Source organism: Nocardia sp. NPDC058666 (genome assembly GCF_042714895.1).
In the GTDB taxonomy this organism is placed as follows: Bacteria; Actinomycetota; Actinomycetes; order Mycobacteriales; family Mycobacteriaceae; genus Nocardia.
This window is the reverse complement of record NZ_JBHXRY010000004.1, coordinates 282,345-300,187: the sequence shown is the minus strand read 5'-3', so window position 1 is coordinate 300,187 and position 17,843 is coordinate 282,345. Positions and strand designations below refer to the sequence as shown.

Annotated in this window: 17 protein-coding genes and 1 pseudogene; 9 read left to right on the top strand and 9 right to left on the bottom strand. The window is 66.5% G+C overall.

The features are described 5' to 3' along the window. Positions 1-711: tetratricopeptide repeat protein (locus tag ACFWVD_RS13070; protein ID WP_379242248.1), on the top strand; the 711-nt coding region annotated here is incomplete at its 5' end. Between the two features lie 94 nt (positions 712-805). On the opposite strand, the gene aroB is transcribed toward ACFWVD_RS13070, so the two are convergent. The 4 genes and pseudogenes from aroB to ACFWVD_RS13050 form a co-directional block, all read right to left on the bottom strand. Further along, positions 806-1,924, bottom strand: a complete 1,119-nt coding sequence (gene aroB, locus ACFWVD_RS13065) for a 3-dehydroquinate synthase (protein ID WP_379242247.1) — start codon at positions 1,922-1,924, stop codon at positions 806-808. A 791-nt stretch (positions 1,925-2,715) separates the two neighbouring features. After that, a pseudogene (locus tag ACFWVD_RS13060) lies at positions 2,716-3,402 on the bottom strand (shikimate kinase); the annotation flags it as partial. Positions 3,403-3,548: 146 nt separating this feature from the next. Then, positions 3,549-4,757, bottom strand: a complete 1,209-nt coding sequence (gene aroC / locus ACFWVD_RS13055) for a chorismate synthase (protein ID WP_379242504.1) — start codon at positions 4,755-4,757, stop codon at positions 3,549-3,551. A 182-nt stretch (positions 4,758-4,939) separates the two neighbouring features. Continuing rightward, the gene (locus tag ACFWVD_RS13050; RefSeq protein ID WP_379242246.1) at positions 4,940-5,395 is read right to left on the bottom strand and encodes a prepilin peptidase; all 456 of its coding nucleotides are present in this window, start codon (positions 5,393-5,395) and stop codon (positions 4,940-4,942) included. A gap of 160 nt (positions 5,396-5,555) precedes the next feature. Between ACFWVD_RS13050 and ACFWVD_RS13045 the strand changes: the two genes are divergently transcribed. The 5 genes from ACFWVD_RS13045 (at position 5,556) to ACFWVD_RS13025 (ending at position 9,260) form a co-directional block, all read left to right on the top strand. Beyond that, positions 5,556-6,677 carry a M24 family metallopeptidase gene (locus ACFWVD_RS13045; RefSeq protein ID WP_379242245.1) on the top strand — a complete coding sequence of 374 codons (1,122 nt, stop codon included), beginning with the start codon at positions 5,556-5,558 and terminating at the stop codon, positions 6,675-6,677. Positions 6,678-6,741: 64 nt separating this feature from the next. Beyond that, positions 6,742-7,305: an elongation factor P gene (gene efp / locus ACFWVD_RS13040; RefSeq protein ID WP_379242244.1), complete on the top strand. Its 564-nt coding sequence runs from the start codon at positions 6,742-6,744 to the stop codon at positions 7,303-7,305. Positions 7,306-7,307: 2 nt separating this feature from the next. Continuing rightward, positions 7,308-7,826, top strand: a complete 519-nt coding sequence (gene nusB / locus ACFWVD_RS13035) for a transcription antitermination factor NusB (RefSeq protein WP_379242243.1) — start codon at positions 7,308-7,310, stop codon at positions 7,824-7,826. A gap of 2 nt (positions 7,827-7,828) precedes the next feature. Beyond that, entirely contained in the window at positions 7,829-8,095 is a 267-nt protein-coding gene (locus tag ACFWVD_RS13030) for a YciI family protein (RefSeq protein ID WP_379242242.1), read from the top strand. Positions 8,096-8,255: 160 nt separating this feature from the next. Then, positions 8,256-9,260: a hypothetical protein gene (locus ACFWVD_RS13025; RefSeq protein ID WP_379242241.1), complete on the top strand. Its 1,005-nt coding sequence runs from the start codon at positions 8,256-8,258 to the stop codon at positions 9,258-9,260. A gap of 165 nt (positions 9,261-9,425) precedes the next feature. On the opposite strand, the gene ACFWVD_RS13020 is transcribed toward ACFWVD_RS13025, so the two are convergent. The 3 genes from ACFWVD_RS13020 to ACFWVD_RS13010 form a co-directional block, all read right to left on the bottom strand. After that, positions 9,426-11,891, bottom strand: a complete 2,466-nt coding sequence (locus tag ACFWVD_RS13020) for an NERD domain-containing protein (protein ID WP_379242240.1) — start codon at positions 11,889-11,891, stop codon at positions 9,426-9,428. A gap of 114 nt (positions 11,892-12,005) precedes the next feature. Next, complete coding sequence (locus ACFWVD_RS13015) at positions 12,006-13,199, bottom strand: serpin family protein (protein ID WP_379242239.1); 1,194 nt, start codon at positions 13,197-13,199, stop codon at positions 12,006-12,008. A gap of 146 nt (positions 13,200-13,345) precedes the next feature. Beyond that, positions 13,346-13,969 (bottom strand): alpha-ketoglutarate-dependent dioxygenase AlkB, encoded by a 624-nt coding sequence (locus tag ACFWVD_RS13010; protein WP_379242238.1) that lies wholly within the window; start codon positions 13,967-13,969, stop codon positions 13,346-13,348. 115 nt (positions 13,970-14,084) lie between these two features. Here ACFWVD_RS13010 and ACFWVD_RS13005 point away from each other — a divergent pair, with 115 nt between their 5' ends. Next, positions 14,085-15,644, top strand: a complete 1,560-nt coding sequence (locus tag ACFWVD_RS13005) for an alpha/beta fold hydrolase (RefSeq protein WP_379242237.1) — start codon at positions 14,085-14,087, stop codon at positions 15,642-15,644. Between the two features lie 115 nt (positions 15,645-15,759). Here ACFWVD_RS13005 and ACFWVD_RS13000 read toward each other — a convergent pair whose 3' ends face one another. Continuing rightward, entirely contained in the window at positions 15,760-16,227 is a 468-nt protein-coding gene (locus ACFWVD_RS13000; RefSeq protein ID WP_379242236.1) for a hypothetical protein, read from the bottom strand. Positions 16,228-16,271: 44 nt separating this feature from the next. Between ACFWVD_RS13000 and ACFWVD_RS12995 the strand changes: the two genes are divergently transcribed. Together ACFWVD_RS12995 and ACFWVD_RS12990 are read left to right on the top strand one after the other, a co-directional pair. Next, on the top strand, positions 16,272-16,802 hold the full coding sequence (locus ACFWVD_RS12995) for a hypothetical protein (RefSeq protein WP_379242235.1): 531 nt from the start codon (positions 16,272-16,274) through the stop codon (positions 16,800-16,802). 81 nt (positions 16,803-16,883) lie between these two features. Next, positions 16,884-17,360 carry a DUF1772 domain-containing protein gene (locus ACFWVD_RS12990; protein ID WP_379242234.1) on the top strand — a complete coding sequence of 159 codons (477 nt, stop codon included), beginning with the start codon at positions 16,884-16,886 and terminating at the stop codon, positions 17,358-17,360. Positions 17,361-17,381: 21 nt separating this feature from the next. Here the strand turns inward: ACFWVD_RS12990 and ACFWVD_RS12985 are convergent, their stop codons facing one another. After that, positions 17,382-17,756: a nuclear transport factor 2 family protein gene (locus ACFWVD_RS12985; RefSeq protein WP_379242233.1), complete on the bottom strand. Its 375-nt coding sequence runs from the start codon at positions 17,754-17,756 to the stop codon at positions 17,382-17,384. Positions 17,757-17,843: the final 87 nt, after the last annotated feature.

The following is a 17,843-nucleotide window of genomic DNA, read 5'->3' as shown; positions in this document are numbered from 1 at the left end:
CGGCGGGAGGAGGGGTTGGTCGCGGTCGAGGAGGCGGTGGGGGTTTATCGGGTGTTGGCCCAGGCGCGTCCTGATGCTTACCTGCCTGACCTTGCGTCGAGTTTGAACAATCTCTCGATCCACTTGGGTGAGTTGGGTCGGCAGGCGGAGGGAATGGTCGCGGTCGAGGAGGCGGTGGGGGTTTATCGGGTGTTGGCCCAGGCGCGTCCTGATGCTTACCTGCCCAACCTTGCGTTGAGTTTGAACAATCTCTCGGTCCGCTTGGGTGAGTTGGGTCGGCGGGAGGAGGGGTTGGTCGCGGTCGAGGAGGCGGTGGGGGTTTATCGGGTGTTGGCCCAGGCGCGTCCTGATGCTTACCTGCCTGACCTTGCGTCGAGTTTGAACAATCTCTCGATCCACTTGGGTGAGTTGGGTCGGCAGGCGGAGGGAATGGTCGCGGTCGAGGAGGCGGTGGAGATTCGGCGGGTGTTGGCCCAGGCGCGTCCTGATGCTTACCTGCCTGACCTTGCGTTGAGTTTGAACAATCTCGCGGTCGGCTTGGGTGAGTTGGGTCGGCGGGAGGAGGGGTTGGTCGCGGTCGAGGAGGCGGTGGAGATCTACTCGGTGCTGGTAGAGAAGCGACCAAGCGTATATAAAGCCGACATCGACCGGACTCAGAAACTACGGGCCTGGCTAAATGCGATGGGGGATTCAGGAGATATCCCGAACTGATCTCCTCCGCTATGCCCCCAGCCAGCGTCGAGACGGACCTCCCCTGTCCGCAGCCTCGGTCTACTAGAGACCGAGGCTGCGGTGTGGGCGGACTTCAGAGCATGATCGGGGAGGTGCCCGGCGTGGCCTCGCGGGCGATGGCCGAGTAGGCCGCGGCCAGCAGTGACGGGTCGGGGCCTTCGAGGCGGCCGGGTTTGGCCAGGCCGTCCAGGACCACGAAACGCAGCACGCCGGAACGGGTTTTCTTGTCGGTCTGCATCGCGTCCATCAGGTGGGGGAGGGCGTCGCCGTCGTAGGTGACGGGCAGGCCGACGCTTTCCAGGATGGTGCGGTGGCGGTCGGCGGTGGCGTCGTCCAGGCGACCGGCCAGGCGGCCGAGTTCGGCGGCGAAGACCAGGCCGACCGAGACCGCGGCGCCGTGACGCCAGCGGTAGCGCTCGCGACGTTCCACGGCGTGACCGAGCGTGTGGCCGTAGTTGAGGATTTCGCGCAGGTCCGATTCTTTGAGGTCGGCGGCGACCACGTCGGCCTTGACCTGGATCGCGCGACGGATCAGCTCGGGCAGCACCTCACCGGTGGGGTCAAGGGCTGCCTCGGGATCGGCCTCGATGAGGTCCAGGATCACCGGGTCGGCGATGAAACCGGCCTTGATGATCTCGGCCATGCCCGCGATGATCTCGTTGCGCGGCACCGTTTCCAGGGTCGCGAGGTCGACCAGCACGGCGCTGGGCTCGTGGAAGCTGCCCACGAGGTTCTTGCCCGCCTCGGTGTTGATGCCGGTCTTGCCGCCGACGGCCGCGTCGACCATGGCCAGCAGCGTGGTCGGCACGTGCACGATCCGCACGCCGCGCATCCAGGTGGCGGCCACGAAACCGGCCAGGTCGGTGGCCGCGCCGCCGCCCAGACTCACGATGGCGTCGTTGCGGGTCAGGCCGATCCGGCCTAACACCTCCCAGCAGTAACCGGCCACGGCCAGTTCCTTGCCGTCCTCGGCGTCGGGGATCTCGATGCGGTGCGCGTCGATCCCGGTGTCGGCCAGTGCTTTACGCACCGCCTCCGCGGTCTCGGCCAGCGGCGGCTGATGGAAGATCGCCACCGTCCGCACAGCATTACCCGCGTTGACTGCCTCGACGAGATCGCCGAGCAGCCCGCGGCCGATGATCACCGGGTAGGGGTCGGCGGTGCGAACCTCAATGATGGACGGCTCTGTCACGTGCGCTGCTCCGATTCTTTCTGGTCGTTGCTATTACGTCGTCCGCTACGCCGCCGCGGCTGCCCGCGTCGACGACGTTCGTTGCTGATGCCCCCACGCTCCGCATCGCCGGCCTGCCCGCCCCGCTGACCCGATTCCTGCGCCCCGGCCGCGTTGCTCGCCTGTCGATCCGACGCCGGACGCGTGCCCGTCGTGTTGTCCGCCGCTTGATCCGACGTCGGACGCGTGTCAGTCGTGTTGCTCGCCGCTTGATCCGACGTTGCACCGGAAGTGGCGGGCTGCTCGCCACCTGCACCGCGTGCACGGCCCTCGGCACCGGAATTGCGGTTGGCTGTGCGGCCTCCAGCATTCGCCCTGCGGTTGCGCGTGCGACCTTCGGAACTGGCGCGCCGGTTGCCCGCGCCACCTCCGCCGTCGGCGACAGGGGCTCCCGAGTTCTTATCCCGGTTGCCCGCGGTGTCCGCGCCGCGACTGCCCGCATCGGCGCTGCGATTGCGCTGCTGGTCTCTCGCACCGGCGCCTTGGTCGGTCGCCCGATCCTGGCTGGTGGACTCGCGCGGGTCAGTCGGCGCTGCGTCCCGCGCGGCGGCGGTTCGGGTGCGTGCGCCTCCGCGGCGCGACCTCGGGCGCCGGGATCGCCGACTGCCCGCCGCGCGGGGCTCACCCTGGGCCGGCCCGCTGGCGGGTACCTCCGGGATGGCGTCGGATTGTGGTGTGGCCGTGCGGTTTTGTTCGTTGCGAGTGGCCCGGTTCTCGGACACGGTCGCTTCCTGCGGCGCACCGGCGCGTCGGGTCGCGGCGGCACGTGTGCGCGCACGCCGCCGGGTCTTGGACCGATTGCTACCGGTGCCGGGCTTGCTGTTCGCCGAACCCGAAGGCGCAGAAGCATTTCCGGTGTTCGCGCGCACGGGTTCGAGGTCGGTGCGCACTGATTCCAGGCCGAGCTTGGTCAGAATCATCCGCACCACCCGACCGGGACTGCGCCCATCGGTGCGCACCCGCACGGTCGCGATCTCTCGGTAGAGCGGGCGACGCTCACGCATCAGATTCCGGTACTTCGCGGCCGGGTCGCCACTGTTGAGCAACGGACGCGTGCTGCTACCCCCGGTGCGCCGAACCCCTTCGGACACACTGATTTCCAGGTAGACGACTGTCACGTCACGCAACAGTTCTCGGGTCCGCGCCGACAGCACCGAACCGCCGCCGAGCGAGACCACCCCGTCGTGCGAGAGCACAGCGTGGCGAACCACCTGCTCCTCGATCCGTCGGAACTCCGCCTCACCGTCGGTGGCGAAGATGTCGGGAATCGTGCGCCCGGTGTCGTCTTCGATGCCCGCGTCGGTATCGAACAGCGCCACCCCGAGTTCGCGGGCCAGCTTGCGCCCGATCGTGGATTTCCCCGAGCCGGGCAGCCCGACCAGCACCACGCGCGCTGCCGGTGCGACGCGGTCAGCAGCTTCGGACTCGACAGCCGACAGCACGTCGAGCTCGACGGTTGTCCCAGCGTCAGGGTTTTCGGTCGCCGACGCCGCAGGCCCCGCGGTGGTCGGAGCGCCCGGCTCGACCATCGCCGGTGAGGGGCTCGCACCGCCCTCCGGCGCGGACCCCTGCTGCCCCTGCTCGGTCACGGGATACGGCTGTCCGCGGGCACGTGTGGGCGGCTGCCGATCCGCTTGACGTAACTGGTGATGTTGTCGACGGTCTCGGCCAGCGAATCGCCACCGAACTTCTCCAGCGCGGCCTGCGCCAGCACCAACGCCACCATCGATTCCGCCACGACAGCGGCGGCGGGAACCGCACACACGTCGGACCGCTGGTGAATGGCGACGGCTTCCTCGCCGGTGGACATGTCGACCGTGGACAACGCCCGCGGCACGGTCGAGATCGGCTTCATCGCCGCCCGCACGCGCAGCGCCTCACCGTTGGTCATGCCACCTTCGAGACCACCCGCACGGTTGGTCGAGCGCAGCACACCGTCGGGGCCGGGACGCATTTCGTCGTGCGCCAGGCTGCCGCGTCGGCGCGCGGTCTCGAACCCGTCGCCCACCTCGACACCCTTGATCGCCTGAATGCCCATGAGCGCGGCGGCCAGTCGCGAATCCAGCCGCTGCTCACCGCTGACGAACGAGCCGAGCCCGATCGGCAGCCCGTCCACGATCACCTCGACGACACCACCGAGGGTGTCACCGTCCTTCTTGGCCGCCTCGATCTCCGCGATCATGGCCGCTTCGGCGTCGGCGTCGAACGCGCGCACCGGGCTGGCATCGATGGCATCGAGATCGGTCGCACCCGGTGTCACACCGGTGGTGTTGGCCGCGGCACCGATCGACACCACATGCGAGATCACCTCGACACCGAAGGCCTGCCGCAGGAAGTTGCGCGCGAAGGTTCCGGCGGCAACGCGAGCCGCGGTCTCGCGGGCACTGGCCCGCTCGAGCACCGGGCGGGCGTCGTCGAAGCCGTACTTGAGCATCCCGGAGTAGTCGGCGTGCCCGGGGCGCGGACGGGTCAGCGGCGCATTGCGCGCCATCCCGGCCAGCGCCGTCTCGTCGATCGGATCGGCCGACATCACTTCGGTCCACTTGGGCCACTCGGAGTTGGCGATCTCGATCGCGACCGGTCCACCCATGGTGCGGCCGTGGCGAACCCCGCCGACCAGGGTGACCTTGTCGGCCTCGAACTTCATCCGGGCGCCGCGCCCGTAACCGAGCCGGCGGCGGGCGAGCTGTGCGGAGACATCGTCCGATGTCACCTCGACTCCGGCGACCATCCCTTCCAGGAGGGCGACGAGAGCGGGACCATGGGATTCTCCGGCAGTTATCCAGCGCAACACGCCGACCATCTTCCCATGTCGGCGACCATGGTCGGGAATGCGGGCCGACGTGACGAGCGGCACGTGGGCGGCACGCGCGCCCGCACGATGGCGGCCACCGCCCTGATCCCGCCGAACCGACCCCATCCGGGCCACCGACAAAACATGGTCGCCGACCTCACCCCGGCGCGTCGCACCGGCATTCATGCCAGCGCCATCGCGGTCACCGTGGCCAGGCACATCGCCGGACCATGCGGCACCAACCGTCGAGTAGGCGCCGACCGAACTCGAGCCGCACGCAGCCGATCACTGCCCATCAGCAACACAGCCACGCCCGCCGTGAGCACCGGCGCGGCAAGAGCGGCCCACACCCACGCAGGCGGCCCGGCGATCGCAGCGGCCGCTCCCAACGCCACCGCCAGCTTCACATCACCGGCCCCCAGCGCGGCAGGCGACAGCAGATGCGTCACCAGGTACGGCATCGTCAACAACGCGGCCCCGATCACCGCGGTCGCCAACTCCCCGGTCCATAAGGCGAACAGGAACACCGCCACCGCACCGACCCCGGTCAGGGCGTTGGGCAGACGACGGGCATGAATATCGATGACGCCCAACAACAAACACCAGGCGATGAGGCAACAGAACGCGGCAGTGGTCATGGCATCGATCGTGCTGCCTGACAAGCACCGAAAACCGTCCTCACCACAGAATGTGGATAACTTCCGCACATGTGAACAAACCCGTATCCAGTTGCCCGCCGACACGAATGACCGACCTGACAGTGCCGACGTGTCGCGAGTTCAGCGGTAGCGTTGACCCATGTGTGCTGATTACCCGGCTCCCGATTACGCGGCCCGACGCGGTGCCCTGCGGAGCCTGCTCGTGGAAAACGGCGTGGACGCGCTGCTGGTCACCGACCTGGTCAACATCCGCTACCTCACGGGCTTCACCGGCTCCAACGCCGTAGTGCTGGTGCACTCGTGGGACATGCGCGACGCCGAGGACCGCACCGTGATCGGCACCGACGGCCGCTACTCCGCCCAAGTCGCCGAACAGGTCCCCGACCTGCAGGCCGAGATCTGCCGCGCCACCGCCCGCCGCATCCTGGAACTGGCCGGCGAATGGCAACTGGGTCGCGTGGGCTTCGAAAGCCACGTGGTGACCGTCGACCAGCACTCGCAGTTCCAGGACCTGCGCACCGGCTTGCAACTTGTCCCCACCTCGGGCTTGGTCGAGCAGCTGCGCATGGTCAAAGACCCCTACGAAATAGCCCAGCTCGACGCCGCCTGCACCGCCGCCGACCAGGCCCTGGCCACCCTGCTCGAACGCGGCCTGCTGCGCCCCGGCCGCACCGAACGCCAGATCGCCCGCGACCTGGAATGGGCCATGTTCGAACACGGCGCCGAGGCGATCTCCTTCGAAACCATCGTGGCCACCGGCGCCAATTCGGCCATCCCGCATCACCGCCCGACCGGCGCGATCGTGACCACCGGCGACTTCGTGAAGTTCGATTTCGGCGCCGTGGTCAACGGCTATCACTCCGACATGACCCGCACCCTGGTCGTCGGTTCCCCCGCGGACTGGCAGCGCGAGATCTACGAACTGGTCGCGGCCTCGCAACGCGCGGGAACACAGGCGCTGAAACCGGGCGCGCAGACCAGCGCGGTCGACGCCGCGGCCCGGATGATCATCGAAGACGCCGGGTACGGCCCGCAGTTCGTGCACGGTCTCGGCCACGGCGTCGGGTTGCAGATCCATGAAGCACCCGGAGTGGCCAAAACCAGTACCGGTACACTTCTGGCTGGTGTGGCGGTGACCGTCGAACCTGGTGTTTACCTTCCCGGCCGCGGCGGGGTCCGGATCGAGGACACCCTCGTGGTGCGCGAAGCGGGCCCGGAACTGCTCACCCGCACCAGCAAGGATTTGATCGTCGTGCAGTGACATCGGCGCCGAATAACGCAGTAAACCCCCAGTACGCAGTAACGAACGAGGAGATCCGAGGACAGTGGCGGACACCAGCGACTTCAAGAACGGCCTTGTGCTGAAAATCGAAGGTCAGCTCCAGCAGATCATCGAGTTCCAGCACGTGAAGCCGGGCAAAGGCCCCGCCTTCGTGCGGACCAAGCTGAAGAACGTCGTGTCCGGCAAGGTCGTCGACAAGACCTTCAACGCGGGCGTCAAGGTCGAGACCGCGACTGTCGACCGTCGCGACATGACCTACCTGTACCACGATGGCACCGACTACATCTTCATGGACGGTGACACCTACGACCAGATCTCCATCCCGGAGGCCACGCTGGGCAACGGCGCGCGCTTCCTGCTGGAGAACATGGGCGTGCAGGTCGCCGTGCACGAGGACGCGCCGCTGTTCATCGAGCTGCCGGTCACCATCGAGCTGCTGGTGCAGCACACCGACATCGGCCTGCAGGGCGACCGCTCCTCCGGCGGCACCAAGCCCGCGACCCTCGAAACCGGCGCCGAGGTGCAGGTCCCGTTGTTCATCAACACCGGTGACAAACTGAAAATCGACTCGCGCGACGGCAGCTACCTCGGCCGCGTCAACGGCTGATCGTGACGGACTCCTCGGCAGACAAGAAGGGCTCGTTCAAGAAGCTCGGCGCGCGCCACAAGGCACGCCGCCGGGCCGTGGACCTGCTGTTCGAAGCGGAAGCGCGCGATGTCGACGTCTCCGTGCTGCTCACCGACCGCGCCGACCTGGCCCTGCGTGACCAGAGCGTGGCGCCCGTGCACGCCTACACCAACACCCTGGTCGAAGGCGTGGCCAACGACCTGGACCGCGTGGACGGCACCATCGAGGGCTACCTGCAGGACTGGACCCTGCAGCGCCTGCCTGCGGTGGACCGCGCCATCCTGCGGATCGCGGTGTGGGAACTGTTCCACGCCACCGACGTCCCCCCGGTCGTCGCGGTCGACGAGGCCGTGGAACTGGCCAAGGAACTGTCCACCGACGACTCGCCGTCGTTCGTGAACGGTGTGCTTGGCCAGGTAGTGCAGGTGGCACCCCAGGTCCGCGCCGCCGCGGCCGCCACGGCCGCGGTCAAGTCCGCCCGCGACGAGGACCAGTCCTGACCATGGCCCGCAAGTACCTGGTGATGGCGCACCGCACCCCGCAGTTCGACGCCTCGGTGATCGAACCGCACCGCACCTTCCTGCAGGACCTGCTGGCCAAGGGCCGACTCCAGGAAAGCGGCGGCTTCACCAACAGCCCCGGCGGCGCCTACGTCATCCTGGCCGAATCCCTGCCCACCGCAACAATGATCGCCCACTCCGACCCCCTCCACACCACCGGAGCCTCGGAACTGACGATCTACGAATGGGAAATCACCGTCTCGGTGTGAATCCCGTTGTCACGGCCGTGTATCCACTGGATGCACGGCCGTTGTCGTCTCGGTGGCTGAGCAGGTTCGGCATTTCGACGTGCGAATCCTGTTGGCGTGCAGGATGATGCGTAGAAGAAGTAGTCGCGGCCGTGGGGGTGGCGGCGTCAGTGGGGGAACCATGAGTGACAACCAGAGCTTGAGCAGTCTGCACATGACGCGGGCCCAGTACCTATGGGCCGCACTCGGTTTGGTGCTGGTCTTCGCCATTCTGATCATGGCTCGCGGAAGCGTGCGAGACATTTTTCATGCCGAGAAGGAGTTCGTACTCGGCATGTCTTTGTCGATCAGTAGCATCTTCTTCACCAAGGCGTTCTCCCGCTCGAGCGTTGCCTCGGCAGTCCATCACATCCACGAACCCAAAGATCCGAGCGTGGTAGCCGCGCTGGATGCCGCAGTCGACCAGCGGTTGCACGCGATGGGTCTACACGAGAACATTGCGCTGCTGAGCCGCGATATCGCCGTGGCGGGCAAGCGGATCAACGAGTTCTACGACCTGCAGGCGATGGATCCGCGGTTCCATGCGACAGCACCGCTGCTCCGCGTGGCGCTCACCGACCTCGACGACGCGCTGGCGATCGTGAGTCGGGTCGCCGAGCGGATCGGAACGGCCGAGGTCAATCACGTCTACCACATCCCGGCCGAGATGAAGTCGCACCTCAACGATGCCCTGCGTGACGTGCGAGAAGCTTCGGCGCGTCGCAATGAATCCTACGAGTCGCTGCGTGCACAGATCGCCGGTGCCGCCGTCGACGATCTCTGGGGCGTCTTCGCGGTTCTCACCTCCGACACGCTCAAGGCGCAACGAGACCTGGAATCGTTGGCGAGCAGGTCTATTCAAACTGTGCCTGCCGACCGGATCGCCGTCTTGCAGGGATACATCGCGGCATCGTTGCTGCGCCTGGCAACCGTGCGAGATCTGGTTCGTGACCGAGGGCTCGAAGAACCGCACACCTTGCAGATCGTCGGCGAGGATCTGGTGCGAGCACAGGTGAAGCTCGCTCGTGCACTGGAACTCGGCGCTATCGCGCGACCGGCCGAGGAGCAAGCGACCGAAGGGCAGGCCCCTCAGGAGCCAGCTGCCGAGGATCCGCCGACCGAGGCGCCGGAAGCTCCCACACCGTAGTCGGCGTTGGCGGTGGTCGGGGAAAGTTGATCCCGACGGCCTCCGCCGGTGGGTGTACGAGGAAACCGGCGGAGGCGCTACCGGCGCTGGGTGGGCGCGGTGTCGGGTGTGCTCGGGGCACGTTGACGAATACTGCCGCCTCGAGTGGGGTTGAGGTCAAGGGGTTCAGCGGGCGGCGTGGACCAGGGGGGCCAGGAAGCCGGTGAGTTGGGTTTTGGAGGGTTGGCCGAGGCGTCGGCCCAGGTAGTCGTCGGCGTTGGCGGCCGCTCGGCAGCGGTCCTGGTCGGTGTTGGCGGGGTCGGCGGAATAGCGTTCGCCGAGCATGGTCGCCTTGGCTACTTCGCGGCCGGTGTGCAGTTCGTAGACCGCGACCTCGTAGGTCGCGCGGAACAGGTTGACGGTGCGCCCTATCGGCAGGCCGGGGGTGGGGCCGTACTGGCAGGTTTGGACCAGGTCGCGCAGTTCCAGCTGTTTCATGCAGGCGATGAGCTGCACTGTCGACGGGTCGCTGGGGTTCCATGCGGTGGGGTCGTCGGGGTGGACCATGGTGGTGAGTTGGCCGGACAGGTATATCGGGCGTGCGCCGCCGCCGCGTTCGTAGGGTGCGGCGTTGGGGAACGGTTTCTTGTCGGGGCCGCACATTCGGTCGTAGTCCGACATCTGGAACTGGGCGGCCTGCACCGCCTTGATCGCGAAGAACCCGGCTCCGAACAGTGCGATGAACAGTATCAACGCGACACCGGGTCCGATCCGCAGTCCGCGTCGGGGTGTCGTTCGCTGCCGAACGGGGCGGTTGTGCCATTTGTCGATCAGCGACGGACCGTTTCGGTGGCGCAGTGCCTGCCATCGTTGCGTCAGGGTCGGTCGCGGCTTGCGTTCCCGCTCGGCCCATTCGGTCCAATGCCCTGGGTTCTGGTGCGGCGCTTCGGGTTCGGGGGCCGGGGGTGCGATGGTGGTAGTGCCGCTGGGAGTTGATGCGGCGGTTCGGGATTCGGTGCCGGTGGAAGACCGTGTGGAGGCAACGCCGAGTGCGGCACCTGTCGCGAGCGCGGCAGCTGCGCCGAGTGTTGAGCTTCTGCTGTCCGCGGGGCGAGGGTCTGGTGCGGGGCTCGGCGTGGGATTCGCGGTAGGTGAGGGGCCCGGGACGGGAGATGGGCTCGCGACGGGGGAGCGGGTCGCGACGGGGGAGCGGGTCGCGACGGGCGCGGGGGTCGCGGCAGATGGAGAATCCGGGCCGTCCGAGGGGCCCTCACCAGCTTCGCGGCTCGTGCCAGTCGAGGCACCAGCCAAAGACCTCGCGACCTCGGGCTCAGGTTGCTCGTTCTCGTGCTCCACATCGGTTGTGCGCGTAGCAGATTCGCCGTCGAAGTCACCGTCGCTAAGATCAGCGCTCGCGCCTGATCCATCCCCAACGGCCGATTTGCTCAGTGAGACAGGATCTTCGGAGGTGTCCTCATGCGGTGGATCGCCCTCTTCGACAGGGTCGGGTGCGCCAGCTGGGGCGAGAGTTTCGTCGGCAGCAGAAGATTCGGCCGACACCTCTTCGAGAGTCGACACTTCCTCGACAGCCGATTCGCCACTCGACGCTCCCACGGTCCCCGCCCCGTCATCTGCGGGCTCGGCGAGCGGAGCGATCTCCGAGGTCTCCGGTCCGGCCTGCGGATTGTCGAGCGGATCCCCACTCGACCCGATCGCTCCGAGAGATGCCGCCGAAATATCTGATTCATCAGCAGAATCGCTACTGCCAGCAGGTGTTTCAGCGTCCTCTTCGTAAGAGCTCGACGGCGTCGAACTCACAGTGCGAACAGGTGCGGGCGATCGATTCGCGAGCCTATCGATCGCAGCAAGGAATGCCGGGGTAGCAGCCTGGGCAACCGGCAACGAACCAGACTGCCCCGCAACAGGACTCGCCGGAACAACCGATTCATCAGAACCAGAACCCGCCCCACTCCCGAGTTCGAAGGCAGGCGGCGAAGCCGGTCGCGAAGTAGCAGCCGGATCAAGCGTGGCCGGAAACCCCTGCGCCATCAGCTCATCCGATGCCGGCAACAAATGCCCCAGGTTCAGGGCGGCAAAAACCCGCGTGACATCTTCGATACTGAGCCGAACGGTACGCCCGCTTTCGGCCTGAAAATAGTCGTGCAGCGCCGACGCATCATCGCGGTCCACCAACACCGCCCGATACCCGTCAGCGATCCGAGTCTCCTCGATGGTGATCTCGGCACCAGGCTGCGGGACCAGCGCGATCACCGCGTTCACCCAACCGAAGATCCCGGCCTGTTGCAGCAGACTCTTCGCCGCGAACACCTGCCGACGCACCTGGACGAACGGGTTCGGCACCCGCACAGCGTGATAGAGCGCGGCCGGTTCGCCGTCGATGGTCCACGGACCGTTCGGCGGCGTGGCCAACGTGCCCTCTTGGCGGGCGGTGAACCCCTTCACCTCCACGATGGTCACGCTCTGCGGCGTGCACACCAGCGCGTCGACCTCGACCGACCCGCCCCGACTCTCCGGCACATGGCAGCGGAACACCGCCACGCCACCCGCTTTGAACGCCTGGTCACGCACGGCAGTGCCGACGATCTGTTCTGCGCCTTCGAGTTCGCTCTCGTCCGCGACAACGACGATCACCACGACCCCCTGTGCACCCGACTGCGGACTTCTACCAGGATACGGCCTCCACTAGCCGTATCGAAACCGAATCCTGTTGCTGAGCAACATCTTCGGCAATCCGAATTACCGATCTCACCACGGCGCCCCCGGATTTCGTTCCACCGCTGGTTGTTCGCCGACCGGCCGATCCCAGGTCACCGGCGGTGCGGTGACCTGACCTGCGACAAGGACCAGGCCGGTCGGCCGGTCCACGGCTAGGAATCCGAACGGCCGGTCGATATTCACCGAGGTGATGGTCGACCACGTCTTCTGCGGAACACCGCCGAGGCGTATTGCCGCGGCCGTCACGGCTGCCGCTTCGAACCCTTCTGCGTCGAAGCGCGCGATGACATCCTGTCCCGCCGCGTCCAGCGCCAGCGGAACCGAGGCGAGCCCGTCGAAATGGGATCCGGGCATGCTGAAGGCGGTGGTCAGTCCGAACAGCGCCGCATGTTGGGCGAGGTTGTGCTTGTTCTCGACTTCGAACGGTGGCATTTTCAGCACTACGGAATCACGACCCCCGACGGTCTCCCTGCGACTGACCGTCAGGCAGGGTGCCGTTGTCCCGACCGGCAGGTCTGTCCGAACATCGGCGGCCCCGTCCAGTGCTGCCAGGCCTGTCGTCAAGCCGTGACGCGGATCCGCTCCGATCAGCAGGTGCACATCGAGTTCGCCTTTGCCGATCACGATCACTCTGGTCACGTCGTCGTCGAGGATGGATACGCTGCCGTCGGGGCGGCTGGTCCGATACAAGCCTGGTCCCCGATGTCCTTGCCATGGACCGGCTTCCGGCGTGTAGAGGATTTCGTCGAATGGTGTCGCCCAGCGTGTGCGGGCCATCAGGGCGGTTGCGAGCGCAAAGGCGGTGCCCGAGTTGATCGGCACGGGAAACTTCTTGATCAGCCCCTGGGTCTTCTGATTCGCCCACGCGTCCAAGGCAGCCGGGTCGCCCAGCACGCCAACGGTCCCCTCGGGCATGCTGCGAACCCACTCTTCGCGCAAGGTCAGGCCTGCTCGAACCCATGCCCCGATCGCCGTCGATACCTCTCGCGAGTTATCCAGCGATTTCAACATGTCCAGTCCCGCCGCATGCGCTTGCTCGGCCGGAATCTCCAGTGCGGCGGCAAGTTCATCGCGCGCGGGCCCGGAAGCGGCCCCCGCCAATACCGCCAGCAACGGCCACAACCCCGCCCCCGAGACCACCGCATCCCCGCCCCCGAACGTTGCGCACCACCGCCCCGTCATCGCATTCGACGACCGCACGTGCGGCATAAGTGAACTCCCCATCCCCGAATCCTACGACCACCCACCGACAATCCGCCATGTCGGTGAATCCGCCGATCCACTCAACGGCCTGTCGCCCCCGGCTCGCCGATTCGGACCAACAAACTGATTGCGCGACACCCACATCCGCCACCCCCAGTGCTGTCAGCTCACCGCACACCGCGCGGACGGAACTGCACACTGATGCGAGGCCCCACCGGCCGTGCGGTTTTGGGAACAGCGTGCTCCCAGCTGCGCTGACACGCCCCACCCATCACCAACAGATCCCCGTGCCCCGCGGTGAACCGCACACTCGCACCCCCACCCCGCGGCCGCAACATCAACGACCGCGGCGCCCCCACCGACACGATCGCCACCATCGTGTCGTGCGTCGCCCCGCGCCCGATCGTGTCACCGTGCCAGGCGACACTGTCGCGCCCATCGCGATAAAAGCACAGCCCCGCAGTCCGAAAAGGTTCCCCGAGCTCGCCCTCGTAATACCCCGTCAAAGCAGCCCGAGCCTCGACCAGAATCCGATCCGGCAACGGGTCGTTCTCCCCGAAAAACGACACCAACCGCGGCACATCGACCACCCGGTCATACATCGGCCGCCGCTCCGCATGCCACGGCACCCGCTCCGCCAGCCGATCGAACACCTCACTGGCCCCGCTCAACCATCCGGGCAGCACATCGACCCACGAGGTCTCATCGAGTTGGGTACGCCGAACCGCCCCGATCGATCCCAGGGCAATCGCCTCACCATCGAACAGTGAACCTTGCAGGGGCAGCGACATGCGAGCCATTCTAGCGCACGTTCGAATGTATGTTCGATACCGACTGGGTGAATCGCTGCCGCCTGTGCCTCGCGGCAAGTGTTTCGGTTGTATTGAGCGCTGCTACCTTCTCGCGGTGGGTAAAAAGTACCGTGCGGTCGCTTCGGTGGCATTGAAGGCGGTGTGCGCAGGCGTCGTGAGCGTTGCCGTCGTGCCGTATATCAGTGGTTGTTCCGCCTTCCAGACGACTGGTGCCCTGGTGGGCTTGGACGCGTACTACGGGCAATCCGTGGACTGGGCCCCCTGTGGAGACGGGAAGACGGGCGAGTGGTTCGCCGAACCCGTGGCCGGTGTGGAATGTGCGCAGGTGCGGGCGCCGCTCGATTACCGAAACGTGCGGTCGCCCCGGACCTCGGGCGAGCAGCCCGTACTACTCGCGGTAGCCCGCCGCGCCGCCACCGAAGAGAAGAAGGGCACGCTGCTCGCGATCAGCGGCGGACCCGGCGGTACCGGATTGGATTTGATCGAGTTCGCCTACCCGCCAGAAATACTCGCGCACTTCGACATCGTCGCCTATGACCCGCGAGGAGTAGGCCGGTCCACGCCGCTGATTCAGTGTGCAGGCGGAGTGGATCCCGACCTCGACCTCGCCGCCGAGGACACCGACGCTATCGAGCGAGCCGAACTCGCCGAGGTCTCTGCCTGCATGGCCGACACCGGCCTCGACGTGCTGCGCCACATAGGCTCCGACGAGGCGACCAATGATGTCGATCTCCTGCGCGCGGTGCTGGGAGAGGAGCGGATCAACCTGCTCGCCTACTCCTACGGCACCCAGATCGCGGCGATGTACGCACTGCGGTTTCCTGCCAACTACCGTGCCGCGATCTTGGACGGAGTCGTCGACATCGAAGAACGGCCGCACGAGATGCGTCTGGGGCAGGAGCGTGGCTTCCAAGCCACCTTCACCCGACTGGCCGCGTTCTGCGCCGGCGACTATCGGCGGGGCGGCGCCGAGTGCCCGCTGGGTACGGATCCGGCGGCCGCCGAGGCGACCTTCCAGCAGTTGCTGCGTGACGCCGACGCGCGCCCCGTTCGCGTCCGAGACGGCTCGCCGGTGACGCCCACCGACATTCTCGACGCCAGCTATACCGGGCTGTTGTGGCCATCGATCTGGGGGCGGTATCTCGCAGCGCTGCAGTCGCTGCGGCACGGTGACGGCACCGCGATTCGCCGCTTGGCCGAATTTCAGGACAGCGAAGGCACCAATGCGCTTACGGCCATCACCTGCACCGACACTGCGGACCCAACCACCGATCGCGCGGCCAGGCATCACGAGGCGGCAGCCAGATACGACGCTGCGACCTATGACAACTATGAACCTCGTCCCGCCCAGTTTCCGTTGGAGGACTGCGACCTGTGGCCGTTCGAAGGCGAGGTCGTGCCCGGCAAACTCCTGCCCGTGGGGCCGACAAGGGCCGACTTCGCGGCCAGGTTGCTGTTCGTCGGAACCCGCCACGACCCGACAACCCCCGTCGGAAATGCCGAACGCATGGCGAGATATATGACAAGTCCGCTGCTCGTTCGCGAGGGAGACGGTCACACCGTCGTCTTTGGTGACGAGAACGCGTGCATCGACGTCGAAGCCGTTCGCTACCTGAATGATCCGGACTCCGTGCGGGACACGACCTGCGCGTAGACGCCCGGCGGCGATCCATCGACAACTTCCTGGTCCCGCCGCACATGTTGCTGTTCGAAGTGGTCGCGGCGGGGGTTCGAAGTCCGTGTGGCACAACCGTTTTCGTGGCTCGGTGTCAGTACACCCGGAAGCTTGTGACGCTCGGGGAGTGGGGGAGGTCGGTGGTGAGGGTGAATTCGACCTGGCCGGGGCCGGTGACGAGGCGGAGGTTGCCTACTACCGGGGCCGACCAGAAGAAGGGTTGCCAGGCGCCGAGGGTGGTGGTCGCTTGGCCGGTGGCGCCGGTTTCGAGGTTGCGCCAGTGGACCGTGGGGGACAGGGTGCACCAGGGGGCGGGGATGTTGAAGACCTTCAGCCAGCCTTTGAGCTGGAGGTCTACCGTGCCGGGGACGTCGCCGTCGGGGTAGACGTTGCCTACGCCCCAGACGTCGCCGGCGCAGCCGGGGCCGTGGGCGCCAGTGGTGGTCATGGGGAGTTCGACGGGGAGGTAGTTCGAGGCCGCGGCGGGGGCGCTGGTGGCGATGAGAGCGGCTACTACCGCGCCGGCGGTGAGGGAAATCTTGGCGAGTTTCCGGTGGGACATTTTCAGCCTTTCAACGGCGATTGCTGCGAGGGCGATGGCGTGAGATGGCTTTCGTATTCATTGTTCCATCGGCTAACGGGTTGCCGTCGTTACCGTGCTGCCTGGCGCGGCGAGGCGGGCGTTTAGAATCGGTCATGACGCCGTGGCAGCTGTTCTCCCAGTTGGGATTCGACGGTCGACGGCAGGTTCATCTTGCGCTGTGCGAGGATGCCCTGCTGACCTGGACTGAATACGTCAAGGGCAAACCCCGCGCGCTTCGCTACCGCGACTCGGTCGTCGGGATGCGGCACCGCGTCGATGTCGAGCTTCCCGCCGATGCCCTCGGCGCAGCTCGGGTCGGCGTGGATCTCGCGGACGTCGGCACCCGTTATCTCGAGCCCATGACTGCCATGCAGGACGACGATCTGGCCTTCCCGGACTCGGTCGCGTTCGCCTATTACGCGATCTACAACTGCTTCTGCAAGTACGTCCGCGGCGACAATATTCCAGATCAACTGATCGTCAACCAGGCACTGTCGGCGCACGATGACAGCGAGGTGGTGGCACGCCTGATGCGCGCGATCGACGAAATCTAGCAACGCTAGACAGCGCGATGAGCGAGTGTTACCGTTGCTCAAGGTTCTAGCGCCGCTAGAATTTGGGAAGGGAAGCTCGAAATGCTCATCATGACCGGCCAGATCATCGCCGTCGCAGCAGTTCTCGCCAATGCCGTGCTCTATGGCACCGACGTCTGCGCGGCGGTGATCATGCGATCCGTCTACCGCAAACTCGACGACGCGACCGTGACCGTCAGTGCGGGATGGGGTCACTACTACGGCGACAAGCGCATGCCGATCGTCGGCGCGGGCGGGGTGGTCGCCGCGGTGCTCACCCTGGTGATCGCACTGGCCGCAGGGCAACTCGGCGCCGCTGTCGCCGCGGGAATCGCGGTGGCGGCGTTGTTCGCCTGGCTCGCGCTCTACGTCCGCATCGCCAAGCCGATCAACACCCAGCAGACCGCCGCCGCACTCAGCGGCATCATTCCTGCGAATGCCCGTGCGCTGCAAGACAAGTGGGACAGCATCCTGAAATACCGGGTCACCCTGCAACTCATCGCGATCGCCGGCCTGTGCGCCGCGCTGATCCTGTTCTGAATCTGCCGCGGCGTCGAGTAGTCAGTATCGCTCGGTGAGATGTTCGCGGCCGAGGGGCGGTTCGTAGTTTTCCGGCCAGAAATCGGTCACGCGGGTGATTCGACCGGTGTCGTCGACATCGAGCCAGACGATCGCGTCCTGATGTTCGTCTCCGACCCGGGCATCGATCCAAGCGGCGGCGCAATTGTCCTGGGCCACAATGCGACGCACCGCCAGATGCCAGTCGCCGGGATACTCCTGGTTGAACCGCAGATACCGGTCGCGGCCGTTGATTCGCTCACGCGACTGCGGCATCTCATACACCACGTCATCAGTGAGAAGTTCGGCGAGCGCCGTCCAGTCACGCGCTTCGAGGGCGCGAAAGTAGGTCTGTGCGATGCCCTGGGTGTCGGTCACCGCTCGACCATAACCGCCCGCGCCTTCGCACCGCTTGCGGCAGTCTGTCGCACGTGCACCGTAATCGTTTGCACCGGAGCGGAACTC

Coding starts and splice junctions, on each gene's coding strand:
- ACFWVD_RS13050 (WP_379242246.1), bottom strand. CDS start 5,395: ATGACCACTGCCGCGTTCTGTTGCCTCATCGCCTGGTGTTTGTTGTTG.
- ACFWVD_RS12995 (WP_379242235.1), top strand. CDS start 16,272: ATGGCTTTCGTATTCATTGTTCCATCGGCTAACGGGTTGCCGTCGTTA.
- ACFWVD_RS13010 (WP_379242238.1), bottom strand. CDS start 13,969: ATGTCGCTGCCCCTGCAAGGTTCACTGTTCGATGGTGAGGCGATTGCC.
- ACFWVD_RS13015 (WP_379242239.1), bottom strand. CDS start 13,199: ATGGGGAGTTCACTTATGCCGCACGTGCGGTCGTCGAATGCGATGACG.
- ACFWVD_RS13000 (WP_379242236.1), bottom strand. CDS start 16,227: ATGTCCCACCGGAAACTCGCCAAGATTTCCCTCACCGCCGGCGCGGTA.
- ACFWVD_RS13025 (WP_379242241.1), top strand. CDS start 8,256: ATGAGTGACAACCAGAGCTTGAGCAGTCTGCACATGACGCGGGCCCAG.
- ACFWVD_RS13045 (WP_379242245.1), top strand. CDS start 5,556: ATGTGTGCTGATTACCCGGCTCCCGATTACGCGGCCCGACGCGGTGCC.
- ACFWVD_RS12990 (WP_379242234.1), top strand. CDS start 16,884: ATGCTCATCATGACCGGCCAGATCATCGCCGTCGCAGCAGTTCTCGCC.
- ACFWVD_RS13030 (WP_379242242.1), top strand. CDS start 7,829: ATGGCCCGCAAGTACCTGGTGATGGCGCACCGCACCCCGCAGTTCGAC.